This is a genomic window from Paraburkholderia sp. GAS42 (assembly GCF_050436565.1).
Taxonomy (GTDB): Bacteria; Pseudomonadota; Gammaproteobacteria; order Burkholderiales; family Burkholderiaceae; genus Paraburkholderia.
This window is the reverse complement of the sequence record NZ_JBNDML010000011.1, coordinates 145625-169367: the sequence shown is the minus strand read 5'-3', so window position 1 is coordinate 169367 and position 23743 is coordinate 145625. Positions and strand designations below refer to the sequence as shown.

21 protein-coding genes are annotated in these 23743 nt (G+C 63.2%); 6 read left to right on the top strand and 15 right to left on the bottom strand.

The features are described from left to right. Positions 1-52: 52 nt before the first annotated feature. From P3T16_RS18095 to P3T16_RS18085, 3 genes are read right to left on the bottom strand one after another with little or no spacing between them, the layout of a single operon-like run. A complete protein-coding gene (locus P3T16_RS18095) occupies positions 53-589 on the bottom strand; it encodes a DUF5943 domain-containing protein (protein ID WP_429258867.1) in 537 nt (178 codons plus the stop codon). 47 nt (positions 590-636) lie between these two features. Next, on the bottom strand, positions 637-1608 hold the full coding sequence (locus P3T16_RS18090; protein ID WP_429343300.1) for a dipeptidase: 972 nt from the start codon (positions 1606-1608) through the stop codon (positions 637-639). Positions 1609-1626: 18 nt separating this feature from the next. Continuing rightward, the gene (locus P3T16_RS18085; RefSeq protein ID WP_429343299.1) at positions 1627-2901 is read right to left on the bottom strand and encodes a serine hydroxymethyltransferase; all 1275 of its coding nucleotides are present in this window, start codon (positions 2899-2901) and stop codon (positions 1627-1629) included. A gap of 9 nt (positions 2902-2910) precedes the next feature. On the opposite strand from P3T16_RS18085, the gene P3T16_RS18080 reads away from it, so the two are divergent. Next, on the top strand, positions 2911-3135 hold the full coding sequence (locus P3T16_RS18080) for a hypothetical protein (RefSeq protein WP_429343298.1): 225 nt from the start codon (positions 2911-2913) through the stop codon (positions 3133-3135). A 200-nt stretch (positions 3136-3335) separates the two neighbouring features. Beyond that, positions 3336-4331 (top strand): GlxA family transcriptional regulator, encoded by a 996-nt coding sequence (locus P3T16_RS18075; RefSeq protein WP_429258870.1) that lies wholly within the window; start codon positions 3336-3338, stop codon positions 4329-4331. A gap of 146 nt (positions 4332-4477) precedes the next feature. Here P3T16_RS18075 and fdhA read toward each other — a convergent pair whose 3' ends face one another. After that, positions 4478-5677, bottom strand: a complete 1200-nt coding sequence (gene fdhA / locus P3T16_RS18070; protein ID WP_429343297.1) for a formaldehyde dehydrogenase, glutathione-independent — start codon at positions 5675-5677, stop codon at positions 4478-4480. Positions 5678-5915: 238 nt separating this feature from the next. On the opposite strand from fdhA, the gene betI reads away from it, so the two are divergent. From betI to betA, 3 genes are read left to right on the top strand one after another with little or no spacing between them, the layout of a single operon-like run. Continuing rightward, positions 5916-6503 (top strand): transcriptional regulator BetI, encoded by a 588-nt coding sequence (gene betI / locus P3T16_RS18065; RefSeq protein WP_429343296.1) that lies wholly within the window; start codon positions 5916-5918, stop codon positions 6501-6503. 26 nt (positions 6504-6529) lie between these two features. Then, complete coding sequence (gene betB, locus P3T16_RS18060; protein WP_429258885.1) at positions 6530-8014, top strand: betaine-aldehyde dehydrogenase; 1485 nt, start codon at positions 6530-6532, stop codon at positions 8012-8014. Then, the gene (gene betA / locus P3T16_RS18055) at positions 8011-9705 is read left to right on the top strand and encodes a choline dehydrogenase (protein ID WP_429343295.1); all 1695 of its coding nucleotides are present in this window, start codon (positions 8011-8013) and stop codon (positions 9703-9705) included. The genes betB and betA overlap by 4 nt, the downstream gene beginning before the upstream one ends. A 216-nt stretch (positions 9706-9921) precedes the next feature. Here the strand turns inward: betA and P3T16_RS18050 are convergent, their stop codons facing one another. The 6 genes from P3T16_RS18050 to P3T16_RS18025 all read right to left on the bottom strand — a co-directional run bounded on the left by P3T16_RS18050 (position 9922) and on the right by P3T16_RS18025 (position 17079). Further along, the gene (locus tag P3T16_RS18050; protein ID WP_429258887.1) at positions 9922-10185 is read right to left on the bottom strand and encodes a hypothetical protein; all 264 of its coding nucleotides are present in this window, start codon (positions 10183-10185) and stop codon (positions 9922-9924) included. A gap of 61 nt (positions 10186-10246) precedes the next feature. Then, positions 10247-10903 (bottom strand): sarcosine oxidase subunit gamma, encoded by a 657-nt coding sequence (locus tag P3T16_RS18045; protein WP_429343294.1) that lies wholly within the window; start codon positions 10901-10903, stop codon positions 10247-10249. Then, positions 10893-13895, bottom strand: coding sequence for a sarcosine oxidase subunit alpha family protein (locus tag P3T16_RS18040; protein WP_429343293.1), 3003 nt, complete (start codon positions 13893-13895; stop codon positions 10893-10895). The genes P3T16_RS18045 and P3T16_RS18040 overlap by 11 nt, the downstream gene beginning before the upstream one ends. Next, positions 13892-14191, bottom strand: coding sequence for a sarcosine oxidase subunit delta (locus P3T16_RS18035; RefSeq protein ID WP_429258890.1), 300 nt, complete (start codon positions 14189-14191; stop codon positions 13892-13894). The genes P3T16_RS18040 and P3T16_RS18035 overlap by 4 nt, the downstream gene beginning before the upstream one ends. 205 nt (positions 14192-14396) lie before the next feature. Further along, entirely contained in the window at positions 14397-15641 is a 1245-nt protein-coding gene (locus P3T16_RS18030; protein ID WP_429258891.1) for a sarcosine oxidase subunit beta family protein, read from the bottom strand. 37 nt (positions 15642-15678) lie between these two features. Beyond that, on the bottom strand, positions 15679-17079 hold the full coding sequence (locus P3T16_RS18025; protein WP_429343292.1) for an L-serine ammonia-lyase: 1401 nt from the start codon (positions 17077-17079) through the stop codon (positions 15679-15681). A gap of 351 nt (positions 17080-17430) precedes the next feature. Between P3T16_RS18025 and P3T16_RS18020 the strand changes: the two genes are divergently transcribed. Next, positions 17431-18513, top strand: a complete 1083-nt coding sequence (locus tag P3T16_RS18020) for a GlxA family transcriptional regulator (protein ID WP_429343291.1) — start codon at positions 17431-17433, stop codon at positions 18511-18513. A 60-nt stretch (positions 18514-18573) separates the two neighbouring features. Here P3T16_RS18020 and P3T16_RS18015 read toward each other — a convergent pair whose 3' ends face one another. The 5 genes from P3T16_RS18015 to P3T16_RS17995 all read right to left on the bottom strand — a co-directional run bounded on the left by P3T16_RS18015 (position 18574) and on the right by P3T16_RS17995 (position 23670). Further along, positions 18574-19509 (bottom strand): choline ABC transporter substrate-binding protein, encoded by a 936-nt coding sequence (locus P3T16_RS18015; protein WP_429343290.1) that lies wholly within the window; start codon positions 19507-19509, stop codon positions 18574-18576. A gap of 63 nt (positions 19510-19572) precedes the next feature. Further along, positions 19573-20571 carry a GlxA family transcriptional regulator gene (locus tag P3T16_RS18010; RefSeq protein ID WP_429343289.1) on the bottom strand — a complete coding sequence of 333 codons (999 nt, stop codon included), beginning with the start codon at positions 20569-20571 and terminating at the stop codon, positions 19573-19575. Between the two features lie 7 nt (positions 20572-20578). Then, positions 20579-21481, bottom strand: coding sequence for a choline ABC transporter permease subunit (gene choW / locus P3T16_RS18005; RefSeq protein ID WP_429258896.1), 903 nt, complete (start codon positions 21479-21481; stop codon positions 20579-20581). Then, complete coding sequence (locus P3T16_RS18000) at positions 21474-22655, bottom strand: quaternary amine ABC transporter ATP-binding protein (RefSeq protein WP_429343288.1); 1182 nt, start codon at positions 22653-22655, stop codon at positions 21474-21476. The genes choW and P3T16_RS18000 overlap by 8 nt, the downstream gene beginning before the upstream one ends. A 382-nt stretch (positions 22656-23037) precedes the next feature. After that, complete coding sequence (locus P3T16_RS17995) at positions 23038-23670, bottom strand: ProQ/FinO family protein (RefSeq protein ID WP_429343287.1); 633 nt, start codon at positions 23668-23670, stop codon at positions 23038-23040. Between the last annotated feature and the right edge of the window lie 73 nt (positions 23671-23743).

The window sequence follows — 23743 nt, the reverse complement described above, 5'->3', positions numbered from 1 at the left end:
CCTCGGAATGAACAGGCTTGTTGCGGTGTTTTGTGCGCGTTTTCGTGTGCTGTTACGACGTCAGCGGCGACACTTCGAATACGCAGTGATCGTGGCCTTCGGCCGCGCATTGCACTTCTTTCGAATATGACGGGGGACCTTTACGTGCCGAATCCGGCGCCGTGTCGTTGACCCAGTCCAGCGCGCCCGCGAACCAGCCGGAGAACATGTAGCAAAGCTTGCCTTGCTTGCCCGGCTGCGCGAGCACGAACGACGAGTGATGCAGTTCGATGCGCGCGTGCGAGCTGGACGGATCGGCTTCGGTGATCTTGAAGAGACCCCAGCCGCGTTGCGACAGACGGTTCAGGTAATGCTCGAACACCGCCATGCCGGCAATGCCGTGCTGCTTCGCTTCCTTGTCGCACCAGAAATACGCGGACCGGTAGCCGGCCGTATATAGAATCCCGGCATACGTGTCGCGGCCGAGCGCTTCTTCGACGGCGGTATGGTTGTTCGTGAAGAAATGGCGCGGCACGTACAGCATCGGCAGCGCGTCGGTGGTCCAGACGCCGGTGTCCGGATCGACATCGATGGGCAGTTGAGGTTGCATGGGGAGACTCCGTTGTCAGGTGGGTGGTTTTTGTGAGCGAGTGGAGATCAGACCTTCCACACGTTGCCGAACACCCGCACCCAGTTGTCGCCCATGATCTTCTTGATACGCGTCTCGCTCCAGCCGGCGCGTTCCATCGCCGCCGTCAGGTTCGGAAACTCGCCGATCGTGCGGATGCCTTCCGGATTCACGACCTTGCCGAAGTTCGTCAACTGGCGATAACGGCCTTTGTCGTGCGTGATCCAGTCGAAGAATTCGGTGCTGTAGCCCTGCGTGAAGTCCGTGCCGATGCCCACCTGATCTTCGCCGATCAGGTTCACCACGTATTCGATCGCCTCGATATAGTCTTCGACGGTCGCGTCCGGGCCGCGCTTCAGGAACGGCGCGAACATCGTCACGCCGACGAAACCGCCTGCGTCCGCGATCTCTTTCAGCTGTTCGTCGCTCTTGTTGCGCGGATGTTCTTTCAGGCCCGACGGGCAGCAGTGCGAGTAGCACACCGGTTTGTTCGAAGCGGCAATCGCTTCGGATGAGGTCTTGCCGCCCACGTGCGACAGATCGACCATGATGCCGACGCGGTTCATCTCCTGAATCACTTCGCGGCCATAGCCGGACAGGCCGCCGTCGCGTTCATAACAGCCCGTGCCCACCAGGTTCTGCGTGTTGTAGCAAAGCTGAACCACGTTCACGCCAAGGTCCTTGAACGCCTCGATATAGCCAAGGTTGTCCTCGAATGCGTGCGCGTTCTGGAAGCCGAAGATGATGCCGGTCTTGTTCTCTTTCTTGGCGCGGTAAATGTCGTCCGTGGTGCGCACGAGCGTCAGGATCTCGCCGTATTCGCGGATCTGCTGCTTCATTTCAGCGATGTTGTCGACGGTCTTCTGGAAGCTTTCCCAGACGGACACCGTGCAATTCACCGCGGTCACGCCGCCCTTGCGCATATCTTCGAACACCGAGCGCTCGAACTTCGAAATGTTCAGACCGTCGATGATGATGCTGTTGTCGTGCAGAGTGCTCATCGTTTGCTCCAGGCGTGCTCAGTAGATGGGAAAGCGTTCGCACAGCGCAAAAATCTCGCGGCGCACGCGTTGTTCGGTGGCGGCATGGCCTTCCGTATGGTCGCGCAGCGCGTCGAGCACTTCGACGATCAGGCGGCCCACGTCGCGGAACTCGGCTACGCCGAAGCCGCGCGTCGTGCCGGCCGGCGTGCCGAGGCGAATGCCGGAGGTCACCGTCGGTTTCTCGGTATCGAAAGGAATGCCGTTCTTGTTGCAGGTGATGCCGGCGCGTTCCAGCGCCTGCTCGACCTGGTTGCCCTTGAGCCCCTTGGGCCGCAGGTCGACCAGCAGCAGGTGGTTGTCGGTGCCGCCCGTCACCAGATCGACGCCGCCCGCCTTCAATACTTCGCCGAGCGCCTGCGCATTGGCGAGCACGTTGTCGATATAGGTCTTGAAACCGGGTTGCAGCGCCTCGCCGAACGCCACCGCCTTGCCGGCGATCACATGCATCAGCGGGCCGCCCTGCAAACCTGGAAACACCGCGGAGTTGATCTTCTTCGCGATCTCTTCGTCATTCGTCAGCACAAAGCCTCCGCGCGGACCGCGCAACGTCTTGTGCGTCGTCGACGTGACGACGTGCGCATGCTCGACCGGATTCTGGTGACGGCCCGCCGCGATCACGCCCGCGATGTGCGCCATGTCCACCATCAGCTTCGCGCCGACGCTGTCGGCGATCGCACGCAGCCGCGCAAAATCCAGAGCGCGCGGATAGGCCGAGAAGCCGGCGATCAGCAGCGCCGGCATATGTTGGTGCGCGAGTTCCTCGATTTGCTCGTAGTCGATCAGCATCGTGTCGCGATTCACGCCGTATTGCACCGCGTTGAACCACTTGCCCGAAAGGGCCGGCTTCGCGCCGTGCGTGAGGTGGCCGCCCGCGTCGAGCGACATGCCGAGCACCGTGTCGCCCGGCTTCAGCAGCGCGAGCATCACGGCGCCGTTTGCCTGCGCGCCCGAATGCGGCTGCACGTTGGCGAATTTCACGTTGAACAGCTGCTTGATCCGGTCGATCGCGAGCGATTCGATCACATCGACGTATTCGCAACCGCCGTAGTAACGCTTGCCCGGATACCCTTCCGCATACTTGTTGGTCAGCACCGAGCCCTGCGCTTCGAGCACCGCGCGCGACACGATGTTTTCCGACGCGATCAGCTCGACTTGCGACTGCTGGCGCTCGAGCTCTTTCAAGATGGCGCCGCGCACCGCCGTATCGCGCGTCGCCAGCGATTCGTCAAAGAAGGGATTCAGGTTCGACATGGAAGGTCCGTGAGTTCAGGAAACAAGCCGTCAACGAGTGCCGGAAGCCGCCTTGAAACCCTGCCGCAACCGGTCTGCATGGCTTCTATTCTTGACGCTCGGCACGCACGTCAATTTATGAATTCAGACGCGTTCTTTGCCTTTTCCGCCATGCGCGACCTTTTTCGACAAGTCGCCATCAGCGTCGCCGCAACCGGTTTTCGAACGACCGGGCTGATGTTGCACTGCAGCTGATCGTCGTGCGCAGTTCAGGTGCGTATCGGCGCGGCAGCAGCGCTGTTGTGGTGCTGCCTGCCCGGCGATCCCAGCGCGATCCGCGCGCAACCGAGGGTTTAGCCCGATGGCACGGTAGTTGCCCTAGTCCTCAAAATCGCAGGAGTCGCCGCTTCCCCACGGCGACGCGATATTACAGATTCGAAGGAATCATTCCTCCCATGTCCACCGATCGCACTGCGTCGCTGTCGCATTTCGCATTCATGCCGGTGCCCAACTTCACGATGATCGCGTTCACCAACGCCATCGAAGTCCTGCGCATGGCGAACTACCTGACGGGGCAAACGCTTTATCGCTGGTCGATCGTGAGCCCCGAAGGCGGGCCGGTGATGGCGAGCAACGGGCTGTCGGTCGACACCGGGCCGGTCGAATGCGTCGGCCAGCCGGATATCGTGTTTGTGGTCGGCGGCATCGACGTGCAGCGCGCCACCACGCCCGCACACCTCTCCGCATTGCGCCGCTTCGCCCGCATGGGTAGCGTGCTCGGCAGCCTGTGCACGGGCACGTATGCACTGGCGCGCGCCGGTTTGCTGGCCGGCTACGCGTGCGCGATTCACTGGGAGAACATGTCGGCGCTCAAGGAAGAGTTTCCCGACACGCGCTTTCTGAGAGAACTGTTCGTGATCGACCGCGATCGCGTCACCTGCACCGGCGGCGTCGCGCCGCTCGACATGATGCTGAACCTGATTGCGCCGCGCGTAGGCACTGCGCGGGTCACGCAGATCGCCGAGCAGTTCATCGTCGAACATGTGCGCGATACCAGCGCGCAACAGAAAATGCCGCTGGTCGCGCGGCTCGGCTCGGCCAACAAGTCACTCTTCGAAGTGATCGCGCTGATGGAGAACAACATCGAAGAGCCGCTGTCGCGCGAAGAACTCGCGCGGCTCGCGGGCATGTCACAACGGCAGTTGCAGCGCCTGTTCCGCGAGCATCTCGGGATGACGCCCACGCATTATTATCTGACGCTGCGCCTGCGGCGCGCGCGTGAGTTGCTGTTGCAGACCGACATGTCGATCATGCATATCACGATGGCGTGCGGCTTCCAGTCGGCGTGCCACTTCTCGAAGAGCTATCGCGACGCCTTCGGCACCGCGCCGACGAGCGAGCGGCGCAGACAGGCGCCTTCGCTGGCCGCCGCGCCGGCGATGGTGGCCTGATACTGCTGCGCGCAACAAGGGCCTTTCCAGCCTGAAAAAACAAACGCACGCGTTGAACGGGAAACTGCTCAACGCGTGCGTGGTTCGCCAGGTTCTTGAGGTTCGGACGAAAGCCCGAACCCGGTCAAAAGCAAAAAACCCCTGCGTCAAGCCGCTTTCAGCAAACCGTGCGGGTCGAGGACAAACTTCTTCGGTGCGCCGCCATCGAACTGACGATAGCCTTCCGGCGCGTCGTCCAGCGACACGACCGTCACGTTCACGATGTCCGCGATCGGAAGACGGTCCCACAAGATCGCCTGCATCAGATTGTGGTTGTACTTCATCACTGGCGTCTGCCCCGTATGGAACGAGTGCGACTTGGCCCAGCCGAGCCCGAAGCGGATGCTGAGGCTGCCCTTGCGCGCGGCGGCATCGGCTGAACCTGGATCGTCCGTCACATAGAGCCCCGGAATGCCGATCGCGCCTGCAGCCCGGGTGATTTCCATCAGCGAATTCAGCACCGTGGCGGGCGCCTCTTCATGCTGGCCGCTGCTGCCGTGGCCGTGCGCCTCGAAGCCGACGCAGTCCACCGCGCAATCCACTTCGGGTTTGCCGAGAATCTGCTCGATCTGCTCGCCGAGCATGGCGTCTTTCGACAGGTCGATGGTCTGGAAACCCATCTTGCGCGCATGCGCGAGCCGCGCTTCGTTCATATCGCCGACGATCGTGCAGGCCGCGCCCAGCAAGCGCGCCGAAGCCGCCGCCGCCATCCCGACCGGCCCGGCGCCGGCAACGTAGACGGTCGCGCCGGGCTTCACGCCGGCCATCACCGCGCCGTGATAGCCGGTCGGCAGAATGTCGGACAGGCAGGTCAGATCGCGGATCTTCGACATCGCCTGCGCGTAGTCGGGGAACTTGAGCAGATTGAAGTCGGCGTATGGCACCATCACGTACTCGGCCTGGCCGCCGATCCACCCGCCCATGTCCACGTAGCCATAAGCGCCGCCCGCGCGCGACGGGTTCACGTTCAGGCACACACCGGTATGCTGAGCCTTGCAGGTCGGGCAACGGCCGCAAGCGACGTTGAACGGCACCGACACCAGATCGCCGATCTTCAAGGTTTCCACGTCGCGGCCTGTTTCGATCACCTCACCGGTAATCTCGTGACCCAGCACGAGGCCGACTTCAGCCGTGGTGCGGCCGCGCACCATGTGCTGGTCGGAGCCGCAAATATTCGTGCTCACCACTTTCAGGATCACGCCGTGGCCGATTGCGCGGCCACGCGGATCGACCATCTTCGGATAGTCGATCGACTGCACTTCCACCTTGCCCTGCCCGAGATACACGACGCCGCGATTGCTGCTCATTTGCCTGTCTCCATGTCTTGTGAGCGGCGCGCCGATTCGAAGTCAGGCGCCGTCTAACGAGCGTAACGCCCGCTGAAACAAAGGACATAACCCGAACGCGACACCGTTTTGGCCGGAACCGACATGCGCGGCGCAACCGCCATGCATGCTGATGCACTCCGGTTTTTATTGATTGACCGTTCAATATAAAAAACATAACATCGTCTGGCGAATCCGCACGACCCTGCCTCGTCACATCATGCCCAAACTTGGAATGCGCGAAATCCGCCGCGCGCAGCTCATCGACGCGACCTTGCTGACGATCGACCAAACCGGCCTCGCCGGCGCGACGCTCGCCTCGGTCGCGCAGCGCGCGGGCATTTCCACCGGCATCGTCAGCCACTATTTCGGCGACAAGGACGGTCTGCTCGAAGCCACCATGCGTCATGTGTTGCGCGATCTGTGGCAAGCCACCGCGCGCCGTCGCCGGGCGGCGAAAGCCGATCCGCGTTCGAAGCTGCGCGCAGTGGTCGCGGCGAATTTCGACTCTGGGCAGACCAGCGGCCCGGTGATGAAAACCTGGCTCGCGTTCTGGTCCGAAAGCATGCACAAGCCGCAACTGCGGCGGCTGCAATACGTGAACACGCGCCGTCTGAACTCGAATCTGTGCGCGGATTTCTCCAAAGCGCTGCCGCGCGCCGCTGCGCGCCGTGCGGCGAGCGGCCTTGCCGCGCTCATCGACGGACTGTGGCTACGCGGCGCATTGTCGGGCGAACCGTTCGACACCAAAGCAGCGCTGCGCGTGGCCAACGACTACATCGACCGGGTCCTCGCAGTGCGCAACTAGATTTTTCTCATTGAAGGGAGTACGCCATGCCGGCATTCGCAACACAACGTCTTTATATAGGCGGCGCCTACGTCGACGCGACAGGCGGCGAAACCTTCGACACGCTCGACCCCGCCACCGGCGAAACGCTTGCCACAGTGCAACAGGCGTCGGCGGCCGACGTCGATCGCGCAGTGCAGTCGGCGCGTGAAGGTCAGCGGGAGTGGGCGGCATTGACGGCGATGCAGCGCTCGCGCATCTTGCGCCGCGCCGTCGAGCTGCTGCGCGAGCGCAACGACGAACTCGCCGCGCTCGAAACCCGCGATACGGGCAAGCCGATCGCCGAGACGCTGGCGGTGGATATCGTCACCGGCGCGGACGTGATCGAGTATTACGCCGGGCTCGCGACGGCGATCGAAGGCCAGCAGATTCCGCTGCGGCCGTCGTCGTTCGTTTATACGCGGCGCGAACCGCTCGGCGTATGCGCGGGCATCGGCGCATGGAATTACCCGATCCAGATCGCGTGCTGGAAGTCGGCGCCCGCGCTCGCGGCCGGCAACGCGATGATCTTCAAGCCGAGCGAAATCACGCCGCTGTCTGCGCTGAAACTCGCGGAAATTTACACCGAAGCTGGCGTACCGGCGGGCGTGTTCAACGTCGTGCAGGGCGACGGACGCGTCGGCGCGCTGCTCGCCGCGCATCCCGACATCGAGAAGATCTCGTTCACCGGTGGCGTCGAAACGGGCAAGAAGGTGATGTCGGCGGCGGGCGCGTCGTCGTTGAAAGAAGTGACGATGGAACTGGGCGGCAAGTCGCCGTTGCTGGTGTTCGACGACGCCAGTCTCGAACGCGCCGCCGACATCGCGATGAGCGCCAACTTCTTCAGCTCGGGCCAGGTGTGCACCCATGGCACGCGCGTGTTCGTTCAACGCAGCGTCTATCAACGATTCGAAGCGCTTCTGCTGGAGCGCGTGAAGCGCATTCGCGTCGGCTCGCCGGGCGCGCCTGAAACGAACTTCGGCCCGCTGGTCAGCGCCGCGCAATTGCAAAAGGTACTGGGCTATATCGACAGCGGCGTTCAGGAAGGCGCCCGTTTGCTCGCGGGCGGCAAACGCATCACGAACGGCCATTTCGGCAACGGCCAATACGTCGAGCCCACGGTTTTCACTGACTGCCGCGACGACATGCGCATCGTGCGCGAAGAAATTTTCGGCCCGGTGATGAGCATTCTCGTGTTCGACGACGAAGACGAAGCGATCTCGCGCGCAAACCATACCGCTTACGGACTCGCCGCCGGGGTCGTGACCGAAAACCTGGCGCGCGCCCATCGCGTGATTCATCGGCTCGAAGCGGGCATTTGCTGGATCAACACGTGGGGCGAGTCGCCTGCGGAAATGCCGGTGGGCGGCTACAAGCAATCGGGCGTCGGCCGCGAGAACGGCATCACCACGCTCCAGCACTACACGCGCATCAAGTCCGTGCAGGTGGAACTCGGCCCGTACCAACCCGTTTTCCAGGAGCAACGGCGATGACCTTCAAAGAATACGACTACATCATCGTCGGCGCGGGTTCGGCGGGCAACGTGCTCGCGTCGCGCCTGACCGAAGACGTGGACGTGACCGTGCTGCTGCTCGAAGCAGGCGGCCCCGACTACCGCTTCGACTTCCGTACGCAGATGCCCGCGGCGCTCGCCTGGCCGCTGCAAGGGCGACGCTACAACTGGGCCTACGAGACCGACCCCGAGCCGCATATGAACAATCGCCGGATGGAATGCGGACGCGGCAAGGGGCTCGGCGGTTCGTCGCTGATCAACGGCATGTGCTACATCCGCGGCAATGCGCTCGATTACGACGGCTGGGCCACGCGCCAGGGCCTGGAAAACTGGACCTATCTGGACTGTCTGCCCTACTTCCGCAAGGCCGAAACGCGCGACGTCGGCGCGAACGCGTATCACGGCGGCGACGGCCCCGTGCACGTGACCACCAGCAAGCCCGGCAACAACCCGCTGTTCGCCGCGATGGTCGACGCAGGCGTGCAGGCGGGCTTTCCGCGCACCGACGATCTGAACGGTTATCAGCAGGAAGGCTTCGGCCCGATGGATCGCACGGTCACCGCCAACGGGCGGCGCGCGAGCACCGCGCGTGGCTATCTGGATCGTGCGAAGACGCGTCCGAATCTGACCATCGTCACGCATGCGCTGAGCGACCGCGTGCTGTTCTCGGGCAAGCGTGCGGTTGGCGTTGCCTATCTTCATCAGGGCGCGCAAGTCACCGCGCAGGCGCGCCGTGAAGTGCTGGTGTGCAGCGGCGCGATTGCTTCGCCGCAACTGCTGCAACGCTCGGGCGTGGGCTGCCCGACGTGGCTGCGCGAACTGGGTATACCGGTGGTGCACGATCTGCCCGGTGTCGGCGAAAACCTGCAAGACCATCTGGAGATGTATATCCAGTACGCGTGCACGGAGCCGGTGTCGCTGTACCCCGCTTTGCAGTGGTGGAATCAGCCGGCGATCGGACTCGAGTGGATGACGAAAGGCACCGGTATCGGCGCGAGCAATCAGTTCGAGGCGGGCGGCTTCATCCGCACGCGCGACGACGATCTGTGGCCCAACATTCAATACCATTTTCTGCCGGTCGCGATCAATTACAACGGCTCGAACGCAATCAGGATGCACGGCTTCCAGGCGCACGTCGGCTCGATGCGCTCGCCGAGCCGCGGTCGCGTGAAACTGAAATCGCGCGACCCGACCGCGCATCCGGGCATCCTGTTCAACTACATGGCCGACCCGCTCGACTGGCGCGAATTCCGCGACGGCATCCGCATCACGCGCGAGATCATGCGCCAGCCCGCGCTCGACCGTTATCGCGGCCGCGAACTGAATCCGGGCGCGGAGCTGACAACCGACGAGCAACTCGACGCGTTCATCCGCATGCGCGCGGAGACCGCGTTTCATCCGTCGTGTTCATGCAAGATGGGCTATGACGAGATGGCTGTGGTCGACAACGAAGGTCGCGTGCATGGCATGGAGGGCCTGCGCGTCGTCGATGCGTCGATCATGCCGCAGATCACCACTGGCAATCTGAACGCGCCCACCATCATGCTGGCGGAGAAGATCGCGGACCGGATCCGTGGACGGGAAGCGTTGGCGCGGGTCGAGACGCCTTACTTCGTTGCGGGTGGGATGCCGTCGAGGAAGCGGAAAGTTGCGGCGGCTCAAGTCTCGTAGCGCGCGTTTGCAACCGGCGAGCGACGCGATGCAGGTCGGCTTGCGTCCCCAGCGCTCGACCCGCCATGCCGCACACAGGAACCAGGCATGCCGCCGGGAGAAATCAGCACCGTGTCAGCACCGGCTTCGTTACCGCATAGCCCGCCTGGCCGTCGCGCCCGACAGATGGAATTCGCTCTTGATCGAGGCGCAGCCGCGCAGGCGCAAAAGCGAGCTTTACGGTCGCAGCCGTGCGCGCGCGGCGCCGGCAATGCGCGCAAGCGCCTCCGCGCTCAGCCGTGCGGCGATCTTCTGCACGTAGTCGTGATGTCGCGGCTGCAGTTCGGCGCCGAGTTGCTGCGCGAGCAGATAACGGATTAGCGCGATCCGCCGGTGCCGCAACACGATGCTCTGATCGAGTAACGCGAGCGCGGCGTGCGCATCGCCTTGATGGCACGCGCGCTCGGTGAGGCGCGCGGTGGTCAGACGTGTCGACGTCATGTCGGTCACAAGCAGGAAAAGTGCGAAGCGAGCGATGCGGCGTGGCACCGCTCGCGGCGCGTCACGACATCAGCGGCTCGGCCGCGTCGAGCATGATTTTCACGAAATAGTCCGCGAAGCTGCGGCGCACAACGATGTCGAAGCTATCCGAACCGGTGGGCAACAGCGTGATCGAAGCCTTGAAATAGTGGCTTTGCGCGCACTGTCCGGCGGCGAACAACTGCGGATGCAGATCGAGCGGGCAGCCGCGCGCCAGCACTTCACGCGTGCGCGTGCCGCTGATGTCGAGCACGGTATAGCCGCTGCCGATATCCACTGCCGACGCGAACACGCCCGCAAACGCGGCGCCGAGTTTCGCCTGCAGCGGCGCGGTACGCGTGGCGTCGTGCGCCGTGGCCGAGCGTACCAGCCACTCGTCGGGGCCCAGCCACATCATGTCGTAACCGTTGCCTTGCGCCGTCGTGTTGGGCTTTTCCGGCGGACGGCAGCCCAGCACGCTTTCCACTGCACGCATGAACGCCGCGTCGCGCGTATCGCCCCGCACGTTCACCAGTTCCAGAAACGGCCGCTCGCTCAAGCGAAACGCGGACGATGCTGTTGCCTGATGCTTCTTCAGCAACGCGTCCGCACCGACTAGCGGAGACTCCTGCCACACACCGGTTTGCCTGCCGACAGCGCGATCGACCATCGACGGCGTCCCTGTTGTTTCATTCCACATGTTGACGTGCTCCTTCGCTGTCGTAGAACACCGAACTGGTGATTCTGGCCGCAATCTGCTTGCCGCCCGCGAGCGGAATCGTGACGGTTTCGCCGATCTTGTCGAGTCCGCCCTTCACCACCGCCATCGCAATCGAGCGCTTCAGGATCGGGCTGTAATAGCTCGACGTGACATGACCGAGCATCGGCGCAGTGTCGCCCTGGAAGGGACCGGCGACGATCTGCGAGCCTTCGGGGATCACGAACGACGGATCGTCCGGCAGCAGCCCGACCAGTTGCTTGCGCCCTGCCTTCGCGGTGTCGCTCCGTGTCAACGAGCGCTTGCCGAGAAAGTCTTTCGACTTCGCGACGAGTCCGCCCATGCCGAGATCGTACGGCGTCATCGAGCCGTCCGTATCCTGACCGACGATGATGTAGCCCTTCTCAGCGCGTAGCACGTGCATGGTTTCGGTGCCGTACGGCGTGATGTCGAACTCCGCGCCAGCGGCCATCAGCGCTTCCCACACCGCGCGTCCGACGTTTGCGGGCACGTTCACTTCATAGGCGAGTTCACCCGAGAAGCTGATTCGCATCACGCGCGAGGCCGCACCGGCCACCGTGCCTTCGCGATAGCTCATGAATGGGAACGCCGAGTTCGCGAAGTCGATGTCGTGGCAGACCTTCTGCAACACCTTGCGGCTGTTCGGACCGACCACCGCGAACGTCGCCCAGTGATCCGTGACGGACGCGAGCCGCACGCGCATGTCCGGCCATTCGGTTTGCAGCCAGCGTTCGAGCCAGGTCAGCACGCGCGCCGCGCCACCGGTGGTGGTCGTCATCATGTAGTGCTGGTCGGCGAGGCGCACCGTGACACCGTCGTCGAAGATCATGCCGTTTTCGTCGAGCATCAGACCGTAGCGGCACTTGCCGACCTCGAGCTTGCTCCAGGGATTCGTATAGACCCAGTTCAGCAGCTTCGCCGAATCGGGGCCCTGAATGTCGATCTTGCCGAGCGTGGAGGCGTCGAGAATACCGACGCTCGTGCGCACCGCGAGCGATTCGCGCGCGACCGCCGCGTGCATGTCCTCGCCCGGCTTCGGGTAGTACCACGGACGCTTCCAGTTGCCGACATCCTCGAACGCCGCGCCGTTTTCGACGTGCCATTCGTGCACCGCCGTCTTGCGCACCGGATCGAGAAACTCGCCAAGCTCGCGGCCGGCAAACGTGCCGAACGTGACCGGTGTGTAGTTCGGGCGGAAGGTGGTCGTGCCGGTTTCCGGAATCGTCTTGCCGAGCGCCTGCGCGAGGATCGCCATGCCGTTGATGTTGCCAAGCTTGCCTTGATCGGTGCCGAAGCCCATTGCCGTGTAGCGCTTCACGTGCTCGACCGATTCGAAGCCTTCGCGCGCGGCGAGGAAAATGTCCGCCGCTGACACGTCGTTCTGGAAGTCGACGAATTGCTTCGGTCCTCGCGCGGCGAGTTCGCGGCCACCGACCAGCCACAGCGGCTGCATCTTCGCCTCGGCAATGTCGGCAACCTGCACCGGATCCGGCGGCGCGGCGATATGCCCGGCAGCGCGCGCCGCCTCGACGCCGGCATCGACGGCAAAGCGAATGCCTTGACCGAGCGTGAAGTCGCCCGCGCACGCGCCGACGCTGGTTTCCGCCTGCATCGCCTTGCCCGGCACGAAACAGGCCTTGTCGTCATGCCAGTGCGCCTTGCCGCCCGACTGCGCGAACAGATGCAGCACCGGGCTCCAGCCGCCGGACATCGCGAGCAGATCGCACGGGAGATCACCCTGCTTCGCACCGGGCTGTCCATTCGAATACGACGCCAGCTCGACCGACGCCACGCGCAGCGTGCCGTGCGCCGCCGTGACGACCACGCCGCTCATGACCTTGACGCCATAGCGCCGCGCCAGCACCGGCAGCGTGCCCTTCGACTCCGCCGCGCGCGGATCGACCACCGTCACCTGTGCACCGGCCGCCTTGAGGTCCAGCGCACATTGATAGCCATCGTCGTTGTTCGTAAACACGACCGCATTGCGACCCGGCAGCACTGCATAGCGATGCAGATACGTCGACACCGCCGAGGCCAGCATCACGCCCGGCAGATCGTTGTTGCCGAACACGATCGGCCGTTCATGCGCACCGGTGGCGAGAATCACGCGTTTCGCGCGGATCTTCCACATCAACTCGCGCGTGCCCTTGCGTTGCGACACCGGCAGATGCTCGGTGAGCCGCTGCGTAACTGTCACGAGGTTGTGGTCCTGATAGCCGAATGCCGTGCTGCGGCACAAAATCTTCACATCCGGCATCTGCCGCAACGCGTCCTCGATCTTGTGCACCCATTGCAGCGCGGATTTGCCGTCGATCTCCGCGCGGCACGACAGCAGCGAGCCGCCAGGTTCCGGCTGATCGTCGACCAGCGTCACGCGCGCTCCGGAGAGCGCCGCCGCGTGCGCCGCTGCCAGGCCGGTCGGGCCGGCGCCGATCACCAGCACGTCGCAATGCGCAAAGCACTTGTCGTAGCGGTCCGCGTCCTTCTCTTCGGGCGCCGTGCCGAGACCGGCCGCGTCGCGGATCATTTCCTCATACTTCGGCCAGAACTTGCGCGGCCACATGAACGTCTTGTAGTAGAAGCCCGCCGGAATGAACCGTGCGATCTTCTGATTGACCGCCATGCGGTCTTTCTCGATGTTCGGCTTCGCGTTCACGCTGGTCGCAACGAGCCCCTGATACAACTCGACTTCGGTCGCACGCGCATTCGGCACGGTGTAGGCGCCGGTTTCGAGTTGCACGACCGCATTCGGCTCTTCCACGCCCGCCGTGACGATGCCGCGCGGCCGGTGATATTTCCAGCTGCGTGCGACGAAGTGCACGCCGTTCGCGAGCAGCGCGGAAGCCAGCGTGTCGCCCTGATAACCCTGATACTTGCGGCCGTTGAACGTGAAGTTCAGCACGATCGCGCGGTTGATGCGCCCGCCGCTGGGCAGTCGGTCTTTCTGGCTCATGCTGTCTTGCCCTCATTGCTATCCATCGCGAGCAGCGGACGCTCAAACGTCTCGTAGCCCTGAATCTCGTAGCTCACCGTGTCGCGCTGCGCCTTGAACCAGCGGCGGCACCCCTGCGTGTGCAGCCATTGCTCGCGATGCACGCCGCGCGGATTCTTGCGCATGAAGAGGTAGTCGCCCCATTCCTTGTCGGTGAGCTTTTCGGTGTCGAGCGGACGCGCGATATCCGCTTCGCCGCCGCAGGAAAATTCGGTTTCGGCGCGTGGTCCACACCACGGGCATTCGATCAGCAGCATCTGTGTTCTCCTTTGTCGACCAGAGTTGGCGCTTTAGCGCCTTACTCTGGTCCCATGCAACTTGTTGCGGTCGACCAGAGTTGGCGCTTTAGCTGTCGATCAGAGTCCGCGCTTTAGCGCGCTACTCTGATCCCATGCAAAGCTCTTACTCTGGTCCCATGCAAAGCACTTCTGGTCCCATGCAACGCGTTGCGGTGCGTGAATGTCAGTGAGCGACGGCGGCTGCGCCGTGCTCGTCGATCAGGTGGCCGGTGTAGAAACGATCCAGCGAGAACGGCGCGTTCAGGGGATGCGGTTCATCCTTTGCGATCGTATGCGCGTAGGCCCAACCCGAACCCGGCGTCGCCTTGAAACCGCCTGTGCCCCAGCCGCAATTGAAATAGAGCCCCTTCACGTCGGTCTTGCCGATGATCGGGCACGCATCCGGCGACACGTCGACGATGCCGCCCCACTGCCGGTTCATCCGCACGCGCGAGAACACCGGGAACATCTCGACGATCGCCTCCAGCGTGCCTTCGATGATCTGAAAACTGCCGCGCTGCCCGAAGCCGGTGTATTGATCGACGCCCGCGCCGATCACCAGATCGCCCTTGTCCGACTGGCTGATATACGCGTGCACTGCATTCGACATCACCACCGTGTTGACGACCGGCTTGATCGGCTCAGACACCAACGCCTGCAACGGATGGCTTTCGAGTGGCAACCGCACGCCGGCCATGTCGGCGAGCGTCGATGTGTTGCCCGCCGCGACAATCGCGACCTTCTTCGCCTTGATGAAACCCTTCGTGGTGTCCACGCCGGTCACCTGGCTGCCGTCGCGGCGAATGCCGACGACCTGGCAGTTCTGCACGATATCGACGCCGGCCTGGTCCGCGCCGCGCGCAAAGCCCCATGCCACCGCATCGTGCCGCGCCACGCCGCCGCGCCGCTGGATCGACGCGCCGAGCACCGGATAGCGGCTATTCAGGTTGATGGTCGGCTCGATTTCCTTGATCTGCCCGGGCGTGAGAAATTCGGCATCGACGCCGTTCAGCCGGTTCGCATTCACGCGCCGTTCGGTATCGCGCACGTCCTGCAACGTGTGCGCGAGATTCATCACGCCGCGCTGACTGAACATCACGTTGTAGTTGAGATCTTGCGAAAGACCTTCCCACAGCTTCATCGCCTTCTCGTACAATGCGGCCGATTCGTCCCACAGATAATTCGAACGCACGATGGTCGTGTTGCGCGCCGTGTTGCCGCCGCCGATCCATCCTTTCTCCAGCACGGCGATATTGCGCACGCCGTGCTCTTTCGCGAGGTAATACGCGGTGGCGAGTCCATGCCCGCCGCCGCCGACGATCACGACATCGTATTCACGTTTCGGCTCGGGGCTCTTCCACTGTCGCTCCCAGTTCTCGTGATACGACATCCCGTTGCGCAACAGGCTGAATATCGAATAGCGGCTCATCGTCGGTCCTTGTCAGTACTTTTGCTTCGTAAGTCGTTCAGCACTCGATGACGTTCACGGCCAGCCCGCCGCGCGACGTCTCCTTGTATTTCGTCTTCATGTCTGCGCCAGTTTCGCGCATCGTCTTGATCACGTTGTCGAGCGACACGTAGTGCTGGCCGTCGCCCTTCATCGCCATGCGCGCAGCGTTCAGCGCCTTGATCGCGCCCATCGCATTGCGTTCGATGCAGGGAATCTGCACGAGTCCGCCGACCGGGTCGCAGGTCATGCCGAGGTTATGCTCCATGCCGATTTCGGCGGCGTTCTCCACTTGCGCCGGCGTGCCGCCCATCACGGCCGCGAGCGCCGCGGCGGCCATCGAGCACGCAACGCCCACTTCGCCCTGGCAACCCACTTCGGCGCCCGAGATCGACGCGGTTTCCTTGTAGATGATGCCGATCGCGGCGGCGGTCAGCAGGAAGGTGACGATGCCGGCGTCGTTCGACGCGTGCATGAACTTGACGTAGTAGTGCAGCACGGCGGGAATCACGCCAGCCGCGCCGTTCGTGGGCGCCGTGACGACGCGCCCGCCCGCGGCGTTCTCTTCATTGACGGCCATGGCGTAGAGGTTGACCCAGTCGAGCATCGACAGCGGATCGCGCAACGACTCTTCCGAGCGCGAGCGCAATTGCTCGCACAGATCAGCGGCGCGGCGCTTTACGTGCATCGGGCCGGGTAATTCACCTCGCGCCTCGCAGCCGCGTTCGACGCAGGCGGACATCGTGCGCCAGATCGCCAGCAGCCCTTCGCGCACTTCCTGTTCGGTACGCGATGCGCATTCGTTGCGCAGCGTCACCTGCGCGATCGACAGGCCGGTTTCGCGGCACACGCGCATCAGATCGTCGCCGGTGCGAAACGGGTACGGTGCGCCGGCGCCGGCGCCGGCGCGCAGGCCATTCACGCGATCGCCTTCGCGATTGATGACGAAGCCGCCGCCGATCGAGTAATACTCCTTCTCCACCAGCAGCTGGCCGTTTTCGTCGAAAGCCTGAAAGCGCATGCCGTTCGGATGCACGATGTTCGAGCCCGGCGCGCCCGGCATCAGCTTGCGGAAGAAACCGAGGTGTTCGCGCTCGTCGAATCGGACCGCATGCTTGCCGAGCAGCACGAGCTGCTTCGTTTCGCGGATCGCCTGCAGGCGCGGCTGGATAACGTCCGGATCGATCAGATCGGGCAGATTGCCTTCGAGGCCAAGCAGCACCGCCTTATCCGTGCCGTGCCCCTTGCCGGTCGCGCCGAGTGAGCCGTACAGTTCGACCTTCACGCGGCGCACGAAGCCGAGCAGGTTGGCGTCTTCGATATGCGAGGCGAAGCGGCAGGCGGCGACCATTGGCCCGACGGTGTGCGAGCTCGAAGGACCGATACCGATCTTGAACAGATCGAAGACGCTAACGTTCATGACGTGCCTTATGCGTTGCGATGCTGGGGTTGGCGGGCTTTGCCCGGTATGACCTGTACTTGCCCCCATTGCACCAAACGTCAATCTGGACCGATAGAATAAAAACGGCATCACGGTGGGATAGTGGCGTCAAACTGCGCGTCCGCAAAGCGCGGCGGCGGATTTACGAAGACTTCTGACGCATTTGCGACAGGCGCGTGGAACGCTACTGGCGATGCTGGGGCACGATTGCCATGGCGCATTGCACAGTGTGCTTCCGCAGCCGGATCGCACGGCCAGATTCCGTGGCCAGATTCCACGCCGACTACGAGTGCTATGCTTGATTCACCCCTTTCCTTGCCGGCTGTGTGCATGAATTCCGCTGAACCGCATCCCCTTCGATTCATCGACGGCACGTCGAAGCAGCGCATCCGCTTCGGCATCGTTCTGCTGCCAAACTTCACGCTGACAGCGTTCTCGGGTTTCGTCGACCTGTTACGCCTGTCGGCGGACGAAGGCGATTTCAGCAAGCCCGTACGCTGTTCGTGGAGCGTGATAGGGGAAACCCTTGCGCCGGTGCGCGCGAGTTGCGGCATCCAGATCACGCCGTGGGAAACCTTCGATCACGCGGAGCCGTTCGACTATGTCGTCGTGGTCGGCGGCCTGCTGCATTCGGGACCGGCGGCCAGCGACGCGACGCTCGCGTTCATCCGCCGCGCCGCCGCTACCGAAGCGACGCTGGTCGGCATGTGCACGGGTGTGTTTTCACTGATGCGCGCGGGCGTGCTGGACGGCCACCGCATTTGCGTGAGCTGGTTTCATTACTGGGACTTCATCGAGCGCTTTCCGTCGGTGAATGAAGAAGCGCTGGTCGCGGACCGGTTGTTCGTGATCGACCGCCGGCGCATTACGTGTTCCGGCGGACGCGCGTCGATCGACGTCGCCGCCGCGATTCTGCTACGCCACTTCGAAACCGCCACGGTGCAAAAGGCGCTGCGCATTCTGCTGGTCGACGACATGCAGAAAGGCAACGCGCCGCAGCCGCATCCACCTGGTCTCGCGCCCGCCGCGCATCCGAAGGTGAAGCGGGCGATTCTGCTGATGGAACAGCACGTGGGCCGTTCGCTGTCGCTCGATGAACTGGCGCGCAGGCTGGATCTCTCTGCGCGTCAACTCGAGCGGCTCTTCAAGGCGCAAACCGGCAAGGCGCCGCAGGCTTACGCGAAGCAGGTACGTTTGCGGACGGCCGCGTGGCTGCTGACAAGCTCGGATAAAACGGTGGCGGACATCGCGTCGAGTTGCGGCTTTTCCGACGCATCGCATCTGGGCCGCGAATTCCGCAAGCAATTCGGCCTGCCGCCGATGATGTACCGCGAGCAACGCGGCACAGCGGCCGAAGCGGAAGACGGCGCCGGGTATGACGAAACCTTTCCGGGCCGGGCTCAGGCGATCTGAACCCGGCTTTCACGCGGTTTGCGCCGCTCGATCCGATCGAGCGGCGCGAGGGTCAAACCATCACTTCCCTGCCACGTACGCTTTGACCGCCGGCAAGCCGTCGTTGCCGTCGATGGTCTTCACACCTGCGAGCCACTTGTCCAGCACCGCCGGGTTCGCCTTCAGCCATGCGCGCGCGGCCTTGTTCGGATCGGTCTTGTTCATGATCGGCAGCATCACGTGGTTCTCGATATCGGTCGTGAACTGCAGGTTCGACACCAGCTTCGCGACGTTCGGGCAGCGCGCCGAGTAGTCGCTCGGCGTGACCGTCAGCACCTTCGCTTCGCCATAGTTCGCGCCGAACACATCGTCGCCGCCGGACAGATAATCGATCTTCATCTGCACGTTCATCGGATGCGGTTCCCAGCCGAGGAACACAATCGGCTTCTTGTCGCGCACCGCGCGATTCACTTCGACCAGCATGCCCGCCTCGCTCGATTCCACCAGTTTGAACTTGCCGAGGCCGTACTGGTTGGTGTCGATCATCTTCTTGATCAGCGCATTGCCGTCGTTGCCCGGCTCGATGCCGTAGATCTTCCCGTCGAGCCTGTCATAGTTCTTCGCGATGTCGGCAAATGATTTGATGCCCGCCTGGTACGCATAGTCCGGCACGGCCAGCGTGTATTTCGCGCCGGTCAGATTCGGCGTGGGCAGCACGGTAAGCTGGCCGGATTTTCTGAACGGGTCGATCATCGGGTCCATGGTCGGCGACCAGTAGCCGAGGAACACGTCGATCTGTTTGCTCTTCACGCCCGCAAAGGTGATCGGCACCGAGGCGATCGTCTTGGTCGGCTTGTAGCCGAGCCCTTCCAGTACGATCGACGCGAGGCCGGTGGTGGCCGCGATATCGGTCCAGCCGACGTCGGCAAACCGGACGTCCCGGCAGGTGGCGGGTTCTGCTGCGAAAACAGACGATATCGACAGCGCGCACAACGACGCGGCCCATAAACGTTTCATGGCGCTCCCTCTGAGTGATTGATGCTGGACTGGTTTTATTACGCGAATTTGCTACGCGTTTCTTTACGCCGATAAGCGCCGTTCGACGCTCGGAGCGTGGCCGAACTGCGCGCGATAAGCCTTGCTGAAATGACACGGCGAATGAAAACCGCACACCGACGTCACGCGCGCAATCGACGCGTCGGTATTGCGCAGCAGTTCACGCGCGAGACGCAAACGCAGAGTCAGGTAATAGTGCGTCGGCGACACGTTCAGGAACATCTTGAACATGCGCTGCAAATGCCGTTGCGACAGATTGACGAGCCGCGCGAGTTCATCGAGCGATAACGGCTCTTCGATATTCGCTTCCATCAGCCGCACCACTTCGACCAGCTCCCCGCGCGTGAAGCCGACCCGTGCATCGACGGGAATGTGCTGATAATCGGTCGAGCCGCGAATCCGCTCGACGACGAATTGTTCCGACACTTGCGCCGCAAGCGCGCGGCCGAGGCGCATGCCGACCAGGTTGAGCATCAGATCGAGCGGCGCGGTGCCGCCGGTACAGGTCAACCGGTCGCGGTCGATCACGAACAGTTCGTCGGCAAAACGCACGTGCGGGTAGCGCTTGTGCAGCGGCGACATGTCTTCCCAATGCACCGTACAGCGATAACCGTCGAGCAGATTCGCGGCTAGCAGCGCGTACGGACCGGTGCAGATGCCGCCGAGTGGAATGCCTTTGGACGCGACATCCTGCAGCAGCGCAATCACTGTAGCGTCGACGTAATCGCTGACGTGCCAGCCAGCGCAGACGAACAGCACATCCGGCATGCCGGCTTCGGCGAGCGTCGCGGTGGGCTTCACGGTAATGCCGTTGCTGGCGCGCGCCGGTTCGCCATTCGGCGTGATCACCGACCACCTGTAATGTTGCGCGCGGCTCACGTAGTTCGCCATGCGAAGCACTTCGACCGCGCTCGTGAACGCGATCATCGAAAAATTCGGCAGCGTCAGAAAGCCGAAGTGCGTGAGCCCGGACAGCGGCGATTCGGCCGGGGTTTCGACAGGGACGATCGCGTCGCGCTTCATGGGCGGCTCAGCCGTGCTGCGTCGCCGGCGCGCGGCGCACCTTCATCACGCTGCGCAGGCCCGACAGCAGCGGCGCGCGCGCCATGCCCGGCGACCGGCCAAAGCTCTCCGTGATGCGGTCCAGAATGATCGCGAGCATCACCACCGAGAGACCGCTTTCGAAACCGAGCCCGATGTCGAGCCGCTGAATACTCGCCAGCACGTCGTTGCCGAGACCGCCCGCTCCGACCATTGACGCGATGATCACCATCGAGAGCGCCATCATGATCGTCTGGTTCACGCCGGTCATGATCGACGGCAGCGCGTTCGGAAATTGCACCTTGTAGAGCAATTGCCACGGCGTGCAACCGAACGCCTGCCCTGCTTCGACGATTTCGCGGTTCACGTGCTTGATGCCGAGCGACGTGAGGCGCACCGCGGGCGGCATCGCGAAGATCACCGTGGAGAGAATCCCCGGCACACGGCCAAGGCCGAACAGCATCGCGGCCGGAATCAGGTAGACGAACGCGGGCATGGTCTGCATCAGATCGAGCACCGGGCGCACCACCATCTCGACGGTGCGGCTCTTCGCGGTCCAGATGCCGAGCGGCACGCCGAGCAGCAGGCTGATCAGGGTCGACGACAACGTGAGGCCGAGCGTGATCACCATCTGATCCCAGAAGCCGGTGCCGTAGATCAATAGCATCGAAAGCAGCGTGAACAACGCGAACCGCCAGCCCACTCGCCACAAACCGATGCCGACGAAAAATGCCATCAGCGCCCACATCGGCACCGTCTGCAAGCCATGCTCGATCAAGGCGGCAAAACTCTCGATGACCTTGCCGATGGAATCGAAGGTTTGCGCGTCGTGATCGAGCAGGTAATGAACACCGTGGTCGACCCAGGTGCCGAGCGGAATGATTTCAGACATGGGAACCTCGATGGCGCGTCAGGACATTGAGCACGTTCGTCTTGTTGACCGAACCGCAGTAGGAGCCGTCCGCCTCGACGACCGGCAGCGGCGCGCGGCTCGCCACCACGCGTTGCACGACGTCGTCGAGCGGCGTGGTGCGGAGGATGCATTTGACGTCGTTGAGCTGCGGCGACGCGCCGCCCGTCACATCGCGGCATACGAAGCCGCGGATCTTGCGCTCGCTGTCGAGCACGAACGCGTAGTCGGCGCTGCCGTTCAGCGTCGCCGCGACGCTCGATGCGTCGATCTGCGTCGTGTGCGAGTGCATCAGCGGCACGGCATCGGTCTGCATCAGATCGCCGGCCGTCAGATAGCGGCTGGTGTCGATACCTTCGAAAAACGCGCGCACATAGTCGTCGGCGGGATTCGTGATGATTTCCTGCGGCGTGCCGATCTGCACCACCTTGCCGCCTTCCATGATCGCGATCCGCGTGCCGATCCGCATCGCTTCTTCCAGATCGTGCGAGACGAACAGGATCGTGCGCTGCTGCTCGCGTTGCAGATCGAGCAGCACGTTTTGCATTTCCTTGCGCTTGAGCGGATCGAGCGCGGAGAACGCCTCGTCCATGATCATCAGCGATGGATTGACCGCCAGCGCCCGCGCGAGCCCGACGCGCTGCTGCATGCCGCCCGACAACTGCGCCGGCAGCTTTTCGGCGAACGGCGCGAGGCCGACCTGCTCCAGCACGGTCATCGCGCGCCGCTCGCGCTCCTTCTTGCCGACGCCCGCCACTTCGAGCCCGAACGCCGCGTTCGACAGCACGCTGCGTTGCGGCATCAGCGCGAACGACTGGAACACCATGCTCATGTCCTTGCGGCGCAGCGCCGTCAATTCCGGGCGCGGCACGCTGGCCACATCGCGGCCGTCGATCAGCACCTTGCCGGCCGTCGGCTCGACGAGGCGATTGATCAGGCGGATCAACGTCGACTTGCCAGAGCCCGACAGGCCCATCAGCACGAAGATCTCGCCTTCCTTGACTTCGAAGGAAACGTTATGGACGCCGACGATCTGACCGGTGCGCGCGAACACTTCCTCTTTCGTTGCGCCGCCTGCCAGCATGCCGATCGCCTGTTTCGGGTTGGTGCCGAATACCTTGCACAGCCCTTCGACCACGACCTTGGGGGAATTCATCGAATACTCTCCTAGCGTGGCGGACGTGCGTCCGCGCTGTGCATACATAGTTGCCAGAAAAAAGTACGCCTAGCCGACGAATTGCGACAGGCACATGTGGAAATGCGACACGGGTTGTGCCAGGACGCCGGCCGATGGCAGCAGAAGCCTTGCTGGACAAGGCTTTGGCGGGTGTTGGCCGGCGTAGCCGGGCGTGTCGCCCGCGTGCAGGTGAAGCACGTATTGAGGAAGAAACCGCGGCCTGGAAGGCGTCGCGGCCACCCGATGAAGTAAAAGCTGGACGGTTTCGGAAGTAAGTTTGTACTACAACGCCGCAGTTGACCGACGCAAGCATCCCGCGCGACCGTGATGAACGCCCGAGGCTGATGCCAATGACAGATGATTACGCTGCTGCAGGGTCAGCGTCACTATCGAGCGTTTCCGGCGCGGCCGACCCGCCGCCCTTTCCAGGAGCCCTGGCGCGTTTCGTCTGGCTCCGTGCGAACGCCGAATCACGCGCCGTAACCTGACCCGCTGCGGCGCCGGTCAGGTCCACGCGAACCGCACCGTCGATCAGGGCAGCCCAGTAACGGCTGCCTCGACACCAGGTGCCGAGCGCTTCACGTATCTCGGCTTCACTCAAGCCGAGCGGGCCGGCATGCAAAAGGATGTCCTCGAGTATCCCGAGCTTCAACGGTACTTTCGGAGCGGGGTTTCGCGGAAAGGTTGCGGGAAAGCGCTTCTGCAGCTTGCCAATGACGAGCACCACCGGATCGACCGCCGTTTGCCTCGTCCTGGGACCGCGGGCATTTTTGGGTTGACGTCGAGCTGCTGCCGTCTTCTGCTCTGCTTCCTTGGTGAGCTGTTTTTTCAACTCCACCAGTTGTTCGAAACCCATGCTGCACCCTGAAGAAAAGATGACGAATTCTAGCAGGCATGTTTCGCGGTTCCTGTAAATGTGGGGTACCCACATGGCTGCTTTCGAGCAGTTCATCAGACCGTTGACGACCCAACTGCGCCATTCAAGCTGAATCATCATCCGTCCGCTTGCAACCTGACAGGAGACCGTCGTCGTCGATGCCACTTTTTACCGGTCAATATTTTGTCGG